The sequence below is a fragment of the Deinococcus gobiensis I-0 genome, from assembly GCF_000252445.1.
Classification (GTDB): Bacteria; Deinococcota; Deinococci; order Deinococcales; family Deinococcaceae; genus Deinococcus; species Deinococcus gobiensis.
Map to the genome: position 1 here is coordinate 48,539 of NC_017790.1, position 15,823 is coordinate 64,361.

The 15,823-nt window shown below is 72.7% G+C and carries 15 protein-coding genes; 9 read left to right on the forward strand and 6 right to left on the reverse strand.

The window, feature by feature from the left end; genetic code table 11:
• Positions 1-13: 13 nt before the first annotated feature.
• Positions 14-1,174, reverse strand: a complete 1,161-nt coding sequence (locus tag DGO_RS00270; RefSeq protein ID WP_014683465.1) for an acyl-CoA dehydrogenase family protein — start codon at positions 1,172-1,174, stop codon at positions 14-16.
• Between the two features lie 38 nt (positions 1,175-1,212).
• Positions 1,213-2,004: a TatD family hydrolase gene (locus tag DGO_RS00275; RefSeq protein WP_014683466.1), complete on the reverse strand. Its 792-nt coding sequence runs from the start codon at positions 2,002-2,004 to the stop codon at positions 1,213-1,215.
• A gap of 103 nt (positions 2,005-2,107) precedes the next feature.
• Here DGO_RS00275 and DGO_RS00280 point away from each other — a divergent pair, with 103 nt between their 5' ends.
• From DGO_RS00280 to DGO_RS00290, 3 genes are all read left to right on the forward strand, one after another.
• A complete protein-coding gene (locus DGO_RS00280; protein ID WP_014683467.1) occupies positions 2,108-2,716 on the forward strand; it encodes a hypothetical protein in 609 nt (202 codons plus the stop codon).
• Positions 2,717-2,790: 74 nt separating this feature from the next.
• A complete protein-coding gene (locus DGO_RS00285) occupies positions 2,791-3,702 on the forward strand; it encodes an LptA/OstA family protein (RefSeq protein ID WP_043800339.1) in 912 nt (303 codons plus the stop codon).
• A gap of 20 nt (positions 3,703-3,722) precedes the next feature.
• Positions 3,723-4,805 carry an LptA/OstA family protein gene (locus DGO_RS00290; RefSeq protein WP_043800342.1) on the forward strand — a complete coding sequence of 361 codons (1,083 nt, stop codon included), beginning with the start codon at positions 3,723-3,725 and terminating at the stop codon, positions 4,803-4,805.
• 86 nt (positions 4,806-4,891) lie between these two features.
• On the opposite strand, the gene ubiE is transcribed toward DGO_RS00290, so the two are convergent.
• From ubiE to DGO_RS00305, 3 genes are all read right to left on the reverse strand, one after another.
• Positions 4,892-5,620, reverse strand: a complete 729-nt coding sequence (gene ubiE, locus DGO_RS00295) for a bifunctional demethylmenaquinone methyltransferase/2-methoxy-6-polyprenyl-1,4-benzoquinol methylase UbiE (RefSeq protein ID WP_043800345.1) — start codon at positions 5,618-5,620, stop codon at positions 4,892-4,894.
• A 71-nt stretch (positions 5,621-5,691) separates the two neighbouring features.
• Positions 5,692-6,060, reverse strand: a complete 369-nt coding sequence (locus tag DGO_RS00300) for a GNAT family N-acetyltransferase (RefSeq protein ID WP_085961015.1) — start codon at positions 6,058-6,060, stop codon at positions 5,692-5,694.
• 19 nt (positions 6,061-6,079) lie between these two features.
• A complete protein-coding gene (locus DGO_RS00305; protein WP_014683471.1) occupies positions 6,080-7,267 on the reverse strand; it encodes a glycine C-acetyltransferase in 1,188 nt (395 codons plus the stop codon).
• A gap of 214 nt (positions 7,268-7,481) precedes the next feature.
• Here DGO_RS00305 and DGO_RS00310 point away from each other — a divergent pair, with 214 nt between their 5' ends.
• Positions 7,482-8,225, forward strand: coding sequence for a dynein regulation protein LC7 (locus DGO_RS00310; protein ID WP_043800347.1), 744 nt, complete (start codon positions 7,482-7,484; stop codon positions 8,223-8,225).
• On the opposite strand, the gene DGO_RS24090 is transcribed toward DGO_RS00310, so the two are convergent.
• On the reverse strand, positions 8,207-9,007 hold the full coding sequence (locus DGO_RS24090) for a hypothetical protein (protein WP_226991401.1): 801 nt from the start codon (positions 9,005-9,007) through the stop codon (positions 8,207-8,209). The genes DGO_RS00310 and DGO_RS24090 overlap by 19 nt on opposite strands.
• A 352-nt stretch (positions 9,008-9,359) precedes the next feature.
• Between DGO_RS24090 and DGO_RS24095 the strand changes: the two genes are divergently transcribed.
• The 5 genes from DGO_RS24095 to pta all read left to right on the forward strand — a co-directional run bounded on the left by DGO_RS24095 (position 9,360) and on the right by pta (position 15,811).
• Positions 9,360-9,911 carry a hypothetical protein gene (locus DGO_RS24095; RefSeq protein ID WP_226991402.1) on the forward strand — a complete coding sequence of 184 codons (552 nt, stop codon included), beginning with the start codon at positions 9,360-9,362 and terminating at the stop codon, positions 9,909-9,911.
• Positions 9,912-9,936: 25 nt separating this feature from the next.
• Entirely contained in the window at positions 9,937-11,868 is a 1,932-nt protein-coding gene (locus DGO_RS00320) for a coiled-coil domain-containing protein (protein WP_043800349.1), read from the forward strand.
• A 40-nt stretch (positions 11,869-11,908) separates the two neighbouring features.
• Positions 11,909-12,355: a tRNA (adenosine(37)-N6)-threonylcarbamoyltransferase complex ATPase subunit type 1 TsaE gene (gene tsaE, locus DGO_RS00325; RefSeq protein ID WP_043800351.1), complete on the forward strand. Its 447-nt coding sequence runs from the start codon at positions 11,909-11,911 to the stop codon at positions 12,353-12,355.
• Between the two features lie 71 nt (positions 12,356-12,426).
• Entirely contained in the window at positions 12,427-13,614 is a 1,188-nt protein-coding gene (locus DGO_RS00330) for an acetate kinase (protein WP_014683474.1), read from the forward strand.
• Positions 13,615-13,666: 52 nt separating this feature from the next.
• Positions 13,667-15,811: a phosphate acetyltransferase gene (pta, locus tag DGO_RS00335; protein ID WP_014683475.1), complete on the forward strand. Its 2,145-nt coding sequence runs from the start codon at positions 13,667-13,669 to the stop codon at positions 15,809-15,811.
• The last annotated feature ends 12 nt before the right edge of the window (positions 15,812-15,823 follow it).

A 15,823-nucleotide genomic window follows, 5' to 3' on the forward strand; every position in this document is an offset into this window, starting at 1 on the left:
AGCTCCCCTCACCTCACTCCAGCGCGCCTACCCCGGTCAGGTGGCGGCCCACGATCAGGGTGTGGATGTCGTGGGTGCCCTCGTAGGTGTCCACAGTCTCCAGGTTGAGCATGTGGCGGATGACCGGGTATTCGGTCGTGATGCCGTTGCCGCCCAGCATCTCGCGGGCCAGCCGGGCGCCTTGCAGGGCCACGCGCACGTTGTTGCGTTTGGCGTAGCTCACCTGGGCGAAGTTCATGCGGCCCGCGTCCTTCAGGGTGCCCAGGCGCCACGCGAGCAGCAGGCCGGTCGAGTGGTCGGTCGCCATCCGCACGAGTTTGTCCTGCACGAGCTGGCGCCCGGCGATGGGTTTGCCGAAGGTCGTGCGGCTGCCCGCATAGTCCAGGGCGGTCTGCAACACGGCCTCCAGCGCCCCCATCGCGCCCCAGGCGATCCCGAAGCGGGCCGAGGTCAGGCAAGACAGCGGCGATTTGAGGCCCTGGCTACCGGGCAGCAGGTTCTCGGCCGGAATGCGGCAGTCCTCCAGCACGATCTCGCCGGTCAGCGAGGCGCGCAGGCTCATCTTGCGCTCGATCTTGGGGGCGTGGAAGCCGGGGGTGTCGGTCGGCACGGTAAAGCCCCGGACCACGCCCTCGTCGTCCTTGGCCCACACGACCGCCACGTCGGCGGCGGGGCTGTTGGTGATCCACATCTTGCTGCCGTTCAGGACGTAGTGGTCGCCGTCCCTGCGGGCGCGGGTACGCATCGCGCCGGGGTCCGAGCCGCCGTCGGGCTCGGTCAGGCCGAAGCAGCCGATGAGTTCGCCCGAAGCGAGGCCCGGCAGCCAGCGCCGCTTCTGCTCCTCGCTGCCGTAGGTGTGGATCGGGAACATCACGAGGCTGCCCTGCACGCTCGCCGCGCTGCGCAGGCCGCTGTCCACGCGCTCCAGCTCGTACATCATCGCCCCGTAGGCGCTGTAGCTCGCGCCCGCGCCGCCGTACTCCTCGGGGATGGTCGGGCCGAGCAGGCCCATCTCGCCGAAACTGCGCATCACGTCCCGCACCGGCAGCTCGCCGCCGTCCCACCATCCGGCGATGTGGGGCAGCAGTTCGGCGTCGGCGTAGGCGCGCACGCTCTCGCGGATGAGGCGCTCGTCGGGGGTCAGCAGCTCGGCAACGGCAAATTCGTCGAACATTCGGGCAGGTCTCCTTTGGGCTGTGATGTGGGCCTACCTTATCCCGTGCTCTCCTCCCCCGTCGGCTCCTGGCCCCCAATGCCGTACACCCGCCGGGCGTTCCCGTCGGTCACGCGCTCCAGTTCGGCCGCGTCCAGGCCGCGCAGGCCCGCCACGAATTCCAGCGTGTAGCGGACGTAGCCGGGACGGTTGGGCCGGCCGCGTTTGGGCACCGGGGCCAGGAAGGGCGCGTCGGTCTCGACCAGCAGCCGGTTCAGGGGCACCTCGCGCGCCGCCGCCTGGATGGGCTGGGCGGTCTTGTAGGTCGTGTTGCCCGCGAAACCGAAGTACGCGCCGCGCTCCAGCCCGAAGCGCAGCAGCCCCGCGTGCCCGCTGAAGCAGTGCAGGATGACCGGCACGTCCGGCCACCCGGCGAGCACGTCCATCACGCCCCGGTGGGCGCTGTCCTGGTCCGCCTTGTCGCGCGTGTGGATGACGAGCGCCTTGCCGCTGCGCCGCGCGAGGTCCAGTTGCCACTCGAAGGCGGCGAGCTGCTGCGGGCGCAGCCCGTCGTCCCAGTAGTCGTCCAGCCCGCTTTCCCCGATGCCGACCACGCGGGGGTGCCCGGCCAGCCGCTCGATCTCCGTGCGCGCTTCGGGCGAGTCCTGCCCGGCGTCGGTGGGGTGCAGGCCCACGGTCGCCCACACGTCGGGAAACTGCTCGGCCAGGGCCACGGCGTTGCGGGCGTGTTCCAGGTTCGCGCCGATGCACACCAGGGCGTTCAGGCCCAGTTCGTGCCGGGCCGAGGCCGGATCGTCGAGGTAGTCGAGGTGGGTATGCGAGTCGAACATAGGGTGCAGCCTAGAGGCTCGGGCCGGGGGGAGCCGCGAGAGGTCCGGTTCCGGTCAGCGCCGCCCCATCACTCTCATGAGAGGGGGGCGCTAGAGTGCGCGCGTGCAGAAAGCCGGTCCCCTCGCCCTGGTGGCGCTGTTCGTGTTCGCGCTCGCGTTCGCCTTCGTGCCGACCGGGCCGCGCGGCGAGGCGGCGCAGGTCGGCGCGCAGCTTCAGGGGGTGCGCCTGGCGCTGTACCCGGCGCGCGACGAGGGCGCGGTGTGGACCTTCGCGGCCGGGGAGGTCCGCAGCGACCCCCTGACCAACGTCACGCAGCTCACGCAGCTGTCGCGGGGCGAGCGGCTTGTGCGCGGGCGGGACGCGGCCGGGCACTACACCGGCCGCCAGACCCTCGACGCGACCCTCAGCACGCCCGAACTGACCATCGACGCCCAGGACGACCTCCTCACCCCCCGCGCCCGCATCACGCTGGTCCGCGAGTGCGCCGACCTGACCCTGACCGGCACGGCCGGGCGGCCCGTACGGATCGAGCAGGGCACCGGCTTCAGTGCGCCCGCCGCCGTCATCGACTCCCCGAACCTCAACGGCCGCATCAACGACCTCCAGATGTCCTTCCAGTTCGACCTGCTGCACACCAGCGAGGACTCGAACTACCAGCTCGCCATCGACCCGACCGAAACCTGCCGGGACGGCAAGCGCGTGCCGATCTGACCGGCCGGCCCCCGCCTCCCATCTTTCCCACGGCCAGTCCTCATCCGGCCGGCCCACACTGAACCGGAGACCCCATGAAGACCCCGACCACCCTGCCCGCCCGCGCGCTGCTGCTCGCTGCCCTGACCGCCACCACCGTTCTCGCGCAGACCGGCAGCGGCGCCGACAAGCGCGTCATCAACATTCAGGGGGCCTCGACCGGCAACCTGCGCACCGGTCCCCTGAATTTCACCGGCAGCCCGGTCAAGGCGACGGTCAGCACCCTCCAGATCCAGGCGGCGCAGGCGACCCTGGCGGCCCCGGCGGGTACGCCCATCATCGAGGCGCGTGGCAAGCGCACGGCCAACTTCAGCGGCAACATCAACGTGACGCGCGGCCGCCTGAGCGCCAAGGGCGACAAGCTCGCCTACAGCGAGGTCAGCGGCCAGGGCGTGCTGAGCGGCGGCGCGGCGGCGACCTTCCAGCCCGACGGCAGCTCGGGTAACGACCCCGTGAACATCACCGCCACGCAGATGAGCCTGGACGTGGACAACAACGTCTCGACGAGCACCGGCGGCGTGCGCCTGACCAACGGGACCCAGACCGGCCGCGCCGACAAGCTGGTCTTCGACGAGGACAAGGAACTCGCGCAGCTCACCGGCACGCCCAGCCTGACGCGCGCCGCCAAGGGCAACCAGAAGGAACTCGTCATCTCGGGCACCGAGGTCCGCGCCCTGACCAAGAGCAAGACGCTGTACGTCAGGGGCGGCGTGAAGCTCGTGCAGGGCAGCCAGACCACCACCGGGGACGCGGTGTACTACGACGACGCCAAGAACGTGGCCTACGTGGTCGGCAACGCGGTCAGCGTGGACAGCAAGAGCAAGGTGACGCTGCGCGCGCCGGCGAGCGGCTACCTCGAACAGCGTACCGACCTCGCCCGCGTGACCCCCAAGAACAGCCGCTACACCATCCCCGTCGCCCAGTTCGCGCTGCGCGGCGAGCAGTAGGCTTCCGGAGACCGCGCCGCGTGAAGCGTCCCGCAGTGCTGGCCCTGACGCTGATCCTGGGCGCCGCGCCGCTGCTGTGGCCGGTGCTGGCTCAGGACGCGGCGGGGCAGGCCGCCCCGGCCCCGGCGTCGTCGCAGGCGGCCCCCACCCAGGCGGCCCCGGCCCCGGCAGTTCCCGCCCCGTCCGGTGACGACACCCCCACCGAGCAGGAAAAGGCCGGGCGCTGCGTCGAGGGTTCGGAGCTGTCGTGCATCGCCCTGGTGAGGCAGGGCAAGGACGGCCAGGAGCGGCGCATCCTGGTCATCCGCACCGGCACCAGCGACGAGACGGGGATCTACACCGTGTGTGGCCCGCGCGACGGCGACCCCGAGGGCACGCCCAACATCGGCGTGTTCAGCGAGACGGGTGCGGGGGGCGTGCGCGTCGTGATCGACAAGAACGTGGTGCGGGTGCCCCTCGCCATCGTCACCAGCAAGCCGCCCCCCGAGGGGCAGGAGGGGAGCGACGGCCGGGTCGAGGCCAGTGCGGGCACCGCGCGGCTGCTCGACGCCGCGCCCGAGGGCAAGACCGACCAGCTCAGCGCCTGCGGGGTCGAGGCGCAGCCCAAACCCGCGCCCGACACCGTGTTCGTCACGCAGGGCAAGACCAGACTGCGCGGCCAGAGCCTCGTGTACGACGAGACCGACGGCGTCGCCCGCATCGGCGGTCCCATCACCTTCACGCGCGACAACGCCGAGCAGCCCCTCTCGGGCAGCAGCGAGCGCATTGAGGTGGATGTGGACGCCGAGCGCACCGTGCTGGTCGGCAAGGTCGAACTGAAGAGCGAGGGCGGGCGCGTGAGCAAGGCCCCGCGCGTGGAGTACGACGACGCGGCCAACACCGCCCGGTTGTACGCCACCGGAGGCGAGGCGGCCGAGAGCGTCAAGGGCAGCGACGTGCTGCGCGTGACGAGCGGCTACATCCTCTACAACCTCGACAGCAGCGACGTGGTGGTCTTTAGCGACGAGGGCAGCAAGATCAGCGGCGAGTTCCAGGACGGCGAGAGCGCCGCCCCGGCGAACCCTCGTCCGGCCGCGCCCCAGACGGCCCCGGCCCGGCCCTAGAGCATCGGGCAAGAGGACGGCCTCCGGGGTGTTGCTCACCGGAGGCCGTCCTTCTGCCTGTCGCTTCCTTCAAATTCCCCGGCGCCTTACAGCTTGTCGCCCACCCAGATGCCCGCGATGCCGAAGGTCAGCGCCCGGTAGCGGGTGCGGAAGCCGGTGGCGCGCATGAGCTGTGCCAGCTGCTCGGGCGGCGGAAAGGCCAGCACGCTCTCGGGCAGGTAGGTATACGCGCCTCCGTTGCCGCTCACCAGCCCGCCGATGCGCGGCAGCACCTGCTGGAAGTAGAAGCGGAACACGTCCCCGAACAGCCCCGGCGCGGGCGGCGGAAATTCCAGGATGACCAGCCGCCCGCCCGGTGCCAGCACCCGCCAGAATTCGGCGAGGCCCGCCGCGTAGTCCGCGAAGTTCCGGAAGCCGAAGGCGCAGGTGACGGCGTCGAAGCTGCCGTCGGCGTAGGGCAGCCCCAGGGCGTCGCCCTCCTCGAACACGATGTCGAGCCGCCGCGCGCCGGCCTTGCGGCGCGCGATCTCGAGCATCTCGGGCACGAAATCGCTGCCGACCACCGTGGTCCGGGCGTCTGCCCGCGTCCGCAGTTCCAGCGCGAAGTCGCCGGTCCCGGTCGCCACGTCGAGCAGGCGCGCCGGCTTCAGGGCCAGGGCCTCGGCGGCGGCGGCGCGGCGCCACGCGCGGTCCACGCCCAGGCTCAGCACGCCGTTGAGCAGGTCGTAGCGCGGCGCGATGGAGGCGAACATGGCCTGCACCTCGCGGCCCTTGTCTTGCTTGTCGCCCACCGGGGGCTTTTTTGGGGCGCTCATCTTCCGGATTGTAGGCGGCGCGCGGCGGGACACGTCGGCAAGCTTCAGGCTGGATTCAGACCTGGCCCCCCTCAGCCCAGCCGCAGCAGCCCCGCCCCGGTCGGCCCGAAGCCGCAGCCGGCATAGAAGCCCGCCAGGTGCGGTTCGTAGTCCACGTGCAGCCACTCCAGGCCCCGGCCCCGCGAGGCCTCGGCGGCCCGGCGCACCAGTCCGGTGCCCACGCCGCGCCGCCCGTGGTCCGGGTGGACGGTCGTGTCGAGCAAGAAGGCGTGTACGCCCCCGTCCCAGGCCACGTTTACGAACCCGATCAGCTCGCCCGCGTCCGTGTGGGCCGTGACCCAGGTCAGGCTGCGCTCCAGCACGGCCGCCCAGCCCAGCCATCGTCCCGGCCACCCCAGGCCGCTTCGCGCAGGCGGCCCAGGGCGGCGAGGTCGGGCCACTCGCGCACCCTGTACCCGGTCAGGAGATGGTCCCCAGGGCGCGGCCCACCCGCGCGTAGGCGGCGAGCGCCTGCTCCAGGTCGTCGCGGGTGTGCTCGGCGGTCACGATGTTGCGGATGCGCGCCTTGCCGCGGGGCACCGTCGGGAAGCCCAGGCCCACCGCGAAGATCCCCTCGGCGAACAGGCGGCGGCTCGCCTCGAAGGCCGCCTCGGCCTCCCCGAAGATGACGGGCGTGATGGGCGTCTCGCTGCCCATCGTGTCGAAGCCCAGGCGGGCGAGTTCGGACTTGAAGAAGCGGGTGTTGTCCCACAGCCGCTCCATGAAGGAGGGGTCGCTCTGCACGAGCTCCAGCGCCGCCGAGAGCGCCCCAACCACTGCCGGGGGCTGCGCCGTCGAGAACAGGTAGGGCCGCGCGCGGTTGAGCATGAGCTGTTTGAGGTCCGCGTGCCCGGCCGCGTAGCCGCCCACCACGCCCCAGGCCTTGCTCAGCGTGCCGACCTGGAGCACGTCCTCGGCCTCCGCCATCCCGAAGTGATGCACCGTGCCGCGCCCCGCCTCACCCAGCACGCCCGAACCGTGGGCGTCGTCCACGTAGGTCACGGCGCCGTAGCGGCGGGCCACCTCGACCAGCCGGTCCAGCGGGGCCACGTCGCCGTCCATGCTGAACACGCCGTCGGTCACGACGAGCTTGAGGCCGTCGGTGTCGTTCTCGCGCAGCAGGCGTTCCAGGTCGTCCGGGTCGGCGTGCCTGTAGACCTTCTTGGTCGCCTTGGTGAGCCGCAGCCCGTCGATGATGCTCGCGTGGTTCAGTTCGTCGCTGACCACGAGGTCGCCTTCCTTGAGCAGGGTGCCCAGTACGCCCTGGTTGGTCGTGAAGCCGCTCTGCAGGACCAGGGCGCTGCCGGTGTGCTTGAACTCGGCGAGCTGCTCCTCGAAGTCCTCGTGGATGCGCAGCGTGCCGGCGATGGTCCGCACGGCGCCCGCGCCCGCACCCCACTCCTCGAGGTAGGCGGCGGCTTTCGCCTTCAGGACCGGGTGGTCGGCGAAGCCCAGGTAGTTGTTGCTGGCGAGGTTCACGACCTCGCGGCCGTCCACGCGGGTCCGGGCGCGGTTGGCGGCGTCCAGCACGCGCGGGTGGATCAGGAGGCCGCTTTCGCGCAGCCCGGCGAGTTCGGCGCTAAGGCGCGCGGAAAGAGAAGTCGGCATGCCCTCCAGTCTAGAGGGGCCCGCCTGCGGGCGTCCGGGCTGGGCGGATGCCCGCAGGCGCTCATCCGCAACAAATGTGTAAGGCCGGAATTTTTATACTTCCCCGCAGAACTGCCCTCTCCGGTTCCGGCCCGCTCCTCGTTCCGGCCACGGCGGGCGGCAGGACTGGCCCTGACCCCCGAGCGGGCAGGGCGGCGCGCCGAGGTCTTTTGCCATGACGAACTCTGTTTACACCATGATCGCGCGTGCCCTGTCGCTCAGCGTCTCGGAGCGGGCGGCCGACACCATGCTGCGCTCGGCGCTGCGCGAACGGGGGCTGAGTCCCGAGACCGTCACGGCGCAGGAGATGCAGGGCGTCCTGTCCGGTCCCCTGATGGACCGCCTGGGGGCCGCGCTGCCGCACGCGCGCGCGCGCACCGAGCTGCTCTCGCTCTCGCGGCGCCTGGAACGCGAGTACCCCAAGGCCCCGACCCTCTTTACCGATGTCGGTGCCTTCGCCACCTGGGACGACGTGTCCATGTCGCCGGCCAGTGCCCTGCACGACGCCCCCGAGCTCGGCGCCGACGACTTCGAGTTCGACGACCCCGAATTCAGCGCCGCGCCCCAGCGCCCGACCTTCGAGCTGGGCACGGCCGGGGGCCAGGAGGCCCTGATCCAGCACCTGGGCAAGTTCCAGGGGGTGCAGGGGGTGCTGGTCTCTCACCCGAACGGCGAACTGCTGCGCGCCCGCGCCCTGCGCGATGCCCGCGCCCTGAGCAGCGTGATGGCGGCGGCCTCGCTGGTGTTCAGGCGCCGGGGTCTGCGCCTGATGTCGGCCGATCTGGGCGGACAGACCGTGTGTATGAGGCCGATGGGCGAGTACTGCGTGGCGGTCGTGGCCGGGCCGCAGGTCAACATCGGCCGCCTGCTGAGCGAGTTGCAGGGCCTCGAATTCCAGGGTCAGGGAGAAAGCGCGTGAACCGAAACCGTACCGTCCGTCTTGCGGGGGCCGCCGCGGCTCCGGCCTTCCTGACCCTGGCGCTGCTGAGCGGCGGCGCGGGAGCACAGAACCTGGGGGCCTACGGCGCCCTGGCCCAGAGCCTCGACGCCGCCGCCCAGAGCAGCGGCCAGAACGCGGTCGCCACCCTGAATGCCCTGGACCGCGCCGGTACGGCCCTGGACCGCCTGGTGCCGACCCTGAACAACCCCACGGTGGTTACGGGCCTGCGCAACGCCCTGGACGCCGCCCGCGCCGCCCAGGCCCGCACGCCCGCCGAGTTGCAGGCGCAGCTGCTGCTGGCGCGCGGCCTGATGCGCCGGTCGCTCTATGACCAGACCGTGACGGTGCTGGCCGTCTCGCCCGCCAACGCCGCCGACCGCCTGCGGGTGCTGGCGCGCGAATTCGGTCTGGACGCGGCCGGAACCCAGGCCCTCCAGGCCGACGCCCGCGCCGGGCAGGTCAGCCGGGTCGCGTGGCGGCTCCAGCGCGAGGGGGCCGCGCGGCTGTCCTCGGCGCTGGGCAGCGTGACCCCCACCCGCAGCGCGGCTTCCTACCTCGCCCTGGCGCGCGCCACGAGCTGGTTCACGGTCGTGCAGGACGCGGCCCGCGCCGCCCAGCCCCCGCTGGAGACCGCGCAGTTCAATTCGGCCCTGACCCAGCTCACCTCCGGCGACCTGAACGCCCTGGGGACCTCGCTCACGGGTCTGCGTCAGGGGGCCGCCGCCCTGCGGGCCACGCTGCTCTCGCCCCCGGCGGCCCAATCTTCCTCGGCCCAGACCCCGGCGGCCCAGACCTCCTCGGCCCAGACGCCGGCGGCTCAGACCCCAGCCGCCTCCAGCACGTCTTCGGCCCAATCTTCCTCGACCCAGACCCCGGCGGCCCAGACGCCCACGGCGACCTCCCCGACCACCGGAACCCAGGGCGCAGCGACCGGCAGTACCCAGGCAAACGGACTGGCGACGGCCTACGCCGCCCTCGGCCGCGCCCTGACGGCGGCCGGACACGGCGACCCCGAGGGCGCGCGCACGGCGCTGGGCGGCGTGGTCCCGGCGCTGGCGAGCGCTCCGGCGGCCCCTGCGCGGCGCGCCCGGCTTCGACGCCTACCTGGGCGACGTGCAGAACATCGGCGCGCGGGCCGGGCTGCGCGCCGACGACGTGCAGGCCCTGATCGCCGGTCTCGGGGCGCTCGAACGCCGCGCCGGGGGCGAGGGGGTCAGCCTGCTCGACCGCTGGTCACTGGGGACCTCGCAGTGGCTGGGCGGGGCGGTGCGCGCGCTGCTGGGCCTGCTGCTGGCGCTGGCCTGCGCCGCGCCGCTGTACCTGCTGCAACTCGCCTTCGGGGGCCGCAACCCCTACTGGCGGGCCATCAGCGCCGCGCTCGCGCTGCTGCTGCTGCCCACCTTCCTCGACGGCGTGTTCGGGTTCCTGGGCTGGCTGGGCGACCTGACGGGCCTCGGGCTGCTGCGCGGGGCGACGAATTTCACGCTGTCGCAGGCCCCCTACGGGCTGGGCCTGCACGGGCTGCTGGTGGCCCTGGCGCTGGGCCTGGCGACCTACGGGTTCCGGGGACTGTGCGTGCAGTTCGGGCTGCTGGGTGGCGGGCGCACCAAGGTCCAGACGCCGGTCGCCGCCCCCACCAGCCTCGACTGGGACGAGGAAGTTTGATGCGAAATAACGGAGAATACGGGACGTGACTGCACCTACCCCCCTGCACCGCCTGCCGGTGCGCCTGCTGAGCGATCTGATGTCGCCGCGCGCCCTGGAGCGGGTCATCCAGGACGCGGCCCAGGTGCGTGGGCTGCCTGTCGCGGGCCTGGACCGCGCGGCCCTGGAAGACATCCTTAAGCGTGAGGTGTTCAAGCGGCTGCAACTGAGCGTGCCCGCACCTCTGGCCAAGAAGCGCGTATCGGAGGTGCTGGCCGAACTCGTCCTCGCCGATCAGGCGGTCGCGGCGGCGCGCACTGCCCCCGTGGGCGGCCCGAACGCGGCCGAGGCGGCGCGGGCCGAGGCGGCGCGGACCGTCACGCAGCTCGAAGAGGGCCTGCGCCGCTTCGCGCTGTATTTCGACTGGCCCGAGACCCAGCGTCTGCGCGGCGTGCTGGGCATCGCCCGCCAGCAGCAGGAAGAAGGCCAGGCCCCCGCCCCGCTGCTTCAGGAAGGGCAGGACCTGCTGGGCGCGCTGGAACGCCGCCTTCAGGAAGAACTCGTCATCCAGGCGCAGGACCTCGCGGAACTGCGCGCCACCTTCGCGCGGGTGCAGGGCCTGGGCAGCCGGGACGTGCGGCGCGTCGAGGGCCTCATCAACCAGATCGCCGAGGCCCAGGACCAGCAGACCCTGCTGCCCGCCGAGGTGGACCGCGCCCGCACGCTGGCCTTCAAGCTGCGCCGCAGCCTGGAGAGCAGCGTGGTGCAGTCGGCCGGCGGCGCGGCGGCGCCCCTGCCCGCCGACGCGCAGGCGCGGGTGCAGGCGCTGGAGCAGGAGCATGTCGCCCGGCGGCTGAGCGACCTGGGCAACGAGTACGCGGCGCTGTTCGAGCTGCGCCCCGACCTCTCCCAGAACCATGAGAAACTGCGCGAGACCCACGCGGCGGGCACGCTGCGCAGCGAGGCGGCCGAGGCGTGGCAGGTCACGCTGGCCGAGGCCCGCCGGGGCGCGCTGGAACAGCAGCGCAGCGAACTGTCGGACCTCGACGGGCGCTTCGCGGCCGTGCAGGACAGCCCGGCGGCGCAGGACGCGCGGCTGCGCCTGGAGGTCGCCCGCAGCATCCTGGCCGGTGACGGCCTGATCACGGCCGAACTGCGCGAGCTGACCGCCACCCTGACCGCCCTGAACTCGTCGCCCGAGACGATGGACCATCTCCTCGAGCAGCAGCGCGAACTGGCCGAGCTCGAACGCGCCGTGCGCGACGTGCCGGGGGCGCAGGCCGAACTGCGCGCCGACCTCGCCGCCGCCCGCAGCGCGCTGGTGCTGGGGCAGGTCGCCGACCTGGGACCGCTGTGGCGCGTGCTGGAGCGGCACATGGGGCGCGCGGCCCAGCAGCGCGAGGACTTCGATGCCCGCGCCGACCACGTCGTCGAGCAGTACGACCAGGTGCGGACCCTGGCGGGCGAGACCACGCAGTCGCTGGGCCGCCTCGCCGAGACGCTGCGCGCCCAGCGCCGCCTGGGCCCCATGAGCCCGCAGGCGCGCGCCCGCTACGCCCAGACGCTGGAGGGCGCCGAGGCCCTGCTCATCGAGGCCCGCGCCGAGTACGAGGCGGCCCAGCAGGTCACCTCGACCTTCGGCGAGGACGCCCTGAGCGGCCTGCTGGACCTGTTCGACCTGGGCGGCGGGGCGGACACGGCCGAGCTGGCTCCGGCGGGCGGCCCAGTCGCCGCCCTGCCCCACGACGCCTGGACCGTGCGCGCCGGACAGATCACGGGCGGCCAGCCTGCCGGGAGTGCGCAGCCGGTCGCGGCGCTGCTGGCCCAGGCCGACGCCGCCGGCTTGCACCGCCTGGACATGGGCGACGCCTCGCACGTCTGGTCGGCGCGGCGCGGGCAGGGCGGCGACTGGCGTCTGGCCCGCGCCGCCGACTGGGACACGCTCGACCGCGAGGTGGGAGCGTGGCTGGACGGCTGATGGCCCCCGGCGGCCCGCGCTGAGGCGGCATACTGCGGGTATGGTGTCTGATTTTCCCCTGCGGCCCGGCGAGACCCGGCGGCTGGCCGGCGAGGCCGAGCAGCGGGCGCTGGGCGCGGCGCTGGCCGGAGCGCTGCCGGCCGGCGCCGCGCTGTTCCTGGAAGGCGAACTGGGTGCGGGCAAGACCACCCTCACGCAGGGGCTGGTCGGGGCGCTGGGCTTCGCCGAGCCGGTGACCAGCCCGACCTACGCCCTGATGAACCTCTACCCCGCGCCCAGCGGCCAGGTGCTGCACGTGGACGCCTACCGCGTGCGCGACGTGGCCGAACTGTACGAGATGGACCTGGCCGAGCTCATCGAGGCCAGCCGCCTGAGTGTCATCGAGTGGGGCGAGGCCCTGTATGCCGACTATCCGCAGGCCCCGGTGTTGCTCCTCGAGCACCTGGAGGGCGACCCCGAGGCCCGGCAGGTCACGCGGCGGCGCTGAGGCCGTTTCCTGAAGCCGCGCCCTGCATGATCCGGCACATCCCTCCCGGCCGGATGGGCCAGAATGACCGCATGTGGACCCTGGTACTCAACTGCGGCTCCAGCAGCCTGAAGTTCGCGCTGCTCGACCCGGACACGCGCGAGCTGCAACTCTCGGGGCTGGCCGAGCGCCTGGGGCTGGAGGGCGCGTCGCTGCGCCTGGACCGGGCGGGCGAGCGCCGCACCGTGGACCTGGCGGGCGGGGCGCACGCGGCGGCCCTCGAGCGGCTGCTGGCCGAGCTCACGGGTCTGGGGCTGCCCGGCGGTGTGACGGCAGTGGGGCACCGGGTGGTGCACGGCGGCGAACATTTCAGCGCGCCCGCCCTCATCACGCCCGAAGTGCTGGAGGCCATCCGCGAGTGCGTGCCGCTCGCGCCGCTGCACAATCCGGCCAACATCGCGGGCATCGAGGCCGCGCAGGCCGCCTTTCCGGACGCGGCGCAGGTGGCGGTGTTCGACACGGCCTTCCACCAGACCATGCCCCCGGTGGCCTACCGCTACGCCGTGCCGGAGGCGTGGTACCGCCAGCACGGCGTGCGGCGCTACGGCTTCCACGGGACCAGCCACGCCTACGTGGCGCAGGAGGCCGCCGGGATGCTGGGCCGCCCGCTGGACGACCTGAACCTGATCACCGCGCATCTGGGCAACGGCAGCAGCGTGTGCGCGGTCGCGGGCGGGCGCAGCGTGGATACGAGCATGGGCCTGACCCCGCTGGAGGGCCTGGTCATGGGCACCCGCAGCGGCGACGTCGATCCGGGAATGCACGATTACGTGGCGCGGCAGGCTGGCCTGAGTCTCTCGGAGGTGACGGGCGCACTGAACCGGGAGAGTGGTCTGCTGGGCCTCTCCGGCCTCTCCAGCGACATGCGTGAGCTCGAAGAAGCCGCCGGGCGCGGGCACGAGGGCGCCCGACTGGCGCTGGACGTGTTCGTCTACCGCCTCGCGGGGACGGTCGCCCGGATGGCCGCCGCCCTGGGCCGGGTGGACGGGCTGGTCTTTACCGGAGGCATCGGCGAGAACAGTTCGTACGTGCGCGCCGCGACGCTGGAGCGCCTGGGGGTCCTGGGCTTCGCGCTCGACGAGGCGGCCAACGCGGCGGCGGTGCGCGGCCGGTCCGGGCGCATCACCCGTGAGGGCACCCTGCCCGCCCTGGTCGTGAACACCAACGAGGAACTGATGATCGCGCGCCAGACGCGGGAAGTGACGCTGGGCCGCCAGTAGCGCCCGGCCCCGACCGCGTTCCGTCCTCCCACTTTCCGCAGGAGCTGCATCCATGAAAACCCTCTTCATCGCCCCGACCCGCAACGGCGTGGGCCTGAGCAGCACGGCGCTGGGCCTCACGCGGGCGCTGGAACGCCAGGGCCTCAAGGTCGCCTTTCTCAAGCCCATCGCGCAGACGCACGAGACGAGCACCGACGACAGCGTGCATTTCGCCCGCACGCTGGCGCACCTCCAGACGCCCGATCCCATCGCGCTCTCGGACGCCGAGGAGCAGCTCAGCCACGGCGCCGAGGACGAGCTGATGGAGGGCGTGATCGCCCTGGCGCGCGCGGCGGTGGGCGGCGGGGCCGACGTGCTCATCGCCGAGGGCCTGGCCCTGAACGAGCGCAACGTGTATGCGGGCGCCCTGAACGCCAGCCTGGCGCGCAACCTGGAGGCCGAGACGGTGCTGGTGAGCAGCCTCGCCGGGGTCACGCCGGGCGCGCTGGCCGACGAATTGGAGATCGCCGCGCAGAACTACCGCCGCAGCGACGGCTCGGGGCTGGCGGGCTATGTCCTGAACTTCGCTCCCGCCGGGCTGGATTTCGGCAGCCTGATGGCCGAGCTGCGGGCGCGCAGCCGCGTGCTGGCCTCGGGCGAACTGCCCCTGCTGGGCGTGGTTGCGCTGTCGCCGGGCCTGGGCGCGCCGCGTACGCTCGACGTGGCCCGCTACCTGAAGGCCGAGGTGCTCAACGAGGGCGAGGCGAAGCTGCGCCGGGTGACGAGTACGGTCATCACGGCGCGCACCGTGCCCAAGATGGCGCACCTGTTCGTGCCGGGCGCCCTGGTCATCACGCCCGGCGACCGCGAGGACGTGATCATGGCGGCCTCGCTGATGCACCTCAGCGGCGTGCCGCTCGCGGGGCTGCTGTTCTCGTCGGGCAGCGCGCCCGAGGACAGTGTCGAGAAGCTGTGCCGCGCGGCGCTCTCCTCCTCGCTGCCGGTCATGCGGGTAGACACGAACTCGTACAACACGGCCTCGGCCCTCTCGCGCATGGACGCCCGCGTGCCGCACGACGACTTCGAGCGCATGGAGCGGATGCTCGACTTCATCGCCGACCGGCTGGACATCGTGCCGCTGGGCGCCCGCATCCGCACGCCCGGCCCCAGCGGCGAGCGCCGGCTGCCCCCCAGCGCCTTCCGCTACGAACTCATCCAGAAGTCGCGCGCGGCCGGCAAGCGCATCGTGCTGCCCGAGGGCGACGAGCCGCGCACCATCCGCGCCGCCATCCGCTGCACCGAGAAGGAGATCGCGCGCTGCGTCCTGCTCGCCAAGCCCGAGCGGGTCCGGCAGGTCGCCGAGGGCCAGGGCCTGACCCTGCCGGCCGGGCTGGAAATCCTGGACCCCGACGAGATCCGGGGCCGCTACGTCGGGCCGATGGTCGAGCTGCGCAAGAGCAAGGGCCTGACCGCCCCGCAGGCCGAGGCGCAGCTCGAAGACACGGTCGTGCTGGGCACCATGATGCTGGCGCTGGGCGAGGTGGACGGCCTGGTGTCGGGCGCGGTCCACACGACCGCCAACACGGTGCGCCCGGCCCTCCAGCTCATCAAGACGGCGCCGGGGGCCTCGCTGGTGAGCAGCGTGTTCTTCATGCTCATGCCCGAGCAGGTGCTCGTGTACGGCGACGCGGCCATCAACCCCAACCCCAATGCCGAGGAACTGGCCGACATCGCCATCCAGTCGGCCGACAGCGCCCTGGCCTTCGGCATCACGCCCAGGGTCGCCATGCTGAGCTACTCGACCGGCGAGAGCGGCGCGGGCGCCGACGTGGAGAAGGTCAAGGAGGCGACCCGGCTGGTGCGTGGGCGCCGCCCCGACCTCATGGTGGACGGCCCACTGCAATACGACGCCGCCAGCGTGCTGAGCGTGGGCCGCCAGAAGGCCCCCGACTCGCCGGTTGCGGGGCGGGCCACGGTGTTCATCTTCCCCGACCTGAACACCGGGAACACGACCTACAAGGCGGTGCAGCGCTCGGCGGGCGTGGTGGCGGTGGGGCCCATGCTCCAGGGCCTGCGCAAGCCGGTCAACGACCTCTCGCGCGGGGCGCTGGTGGACGACATCGTGTACACCATCGCCCTGACGGCCATCCAGGCGACGCAGGGGGGCGGAGCGCCGGTGTCCCCGGCCGCGCCCGCCCTGCCGGGAGCGGGCAGCTGAACGCGCCCGCTT

What these genes read in the sequence shown, in the direction of transcription:
- pta (WP_014683475.1), top strand. Translation starts at nt 13,667, where the DNA reads ATGAAAACCCTCTTCATCGCCCCGACCCGCAACGGCGTGGGCCTGAGC.
- DGO_RS00285 (WP_043800339.1), top strand. Translation starts at nt 2,791, where the DNA reads ATGAAGACCCCGACCACCCTGCCCGCCCGCGCGCTGCTGCTCGCTGCC.
- DGO_RS00330 (WP_014683474.1), top strand. Translation starts at nt 12,427, where the DNA reads ATGTGGACCCTGGTACTCAACTGCGGCTCCAGCAGCCTGAAGTTCGCG.
- DGO_RS00305 (WP_014683471.1), bottom strand. Translation starts at nt 7,267, where the DNA reads ATGCCGACTTCTCTTTCCGCGCGCCTTAGCGCCGAACTCGCCGGGCTG.
- tsaE (WP_043800351.1), top strand. Translation starts at nt 11,909, where the DNA reads ATGGTGTCTGATTTTCCCCTGCGGCCCGGCGAGACCCGGCGGCTGGCC.
- DGO_RS00270 (WP_014683465.1), bottom strand. Translation starts at nt 1,174, where the DNA reads ATGTTCGACGAATTTGCCGTTGCCGAGCTGCTGACCCCCGACGAGCGC.
- DGO_RS00275 (WP_014683466.1), bottom strand. Translation starts at nt 2,004, where the DNA reads ATGTTCGACTCGCATACCCACCTCGACTACCTCGACGATCCGGCCTCG.
- ubiE (WP_043800345.1), bottom strand. Translation starts at nt 5,620, where the DNA reads ATGAGCGCCCCAAAAAAGCCCCCGGTGGGCGACAAGCAAGACAAGGGC.
- DGO_RS00310 (WP_043800347.1), top strand. Translation starts at nt 7,482, where the DNA reads ATGACGAACTCTGTTTACACCATGATCGCGCGTGCCCTGTCGCTCAGC.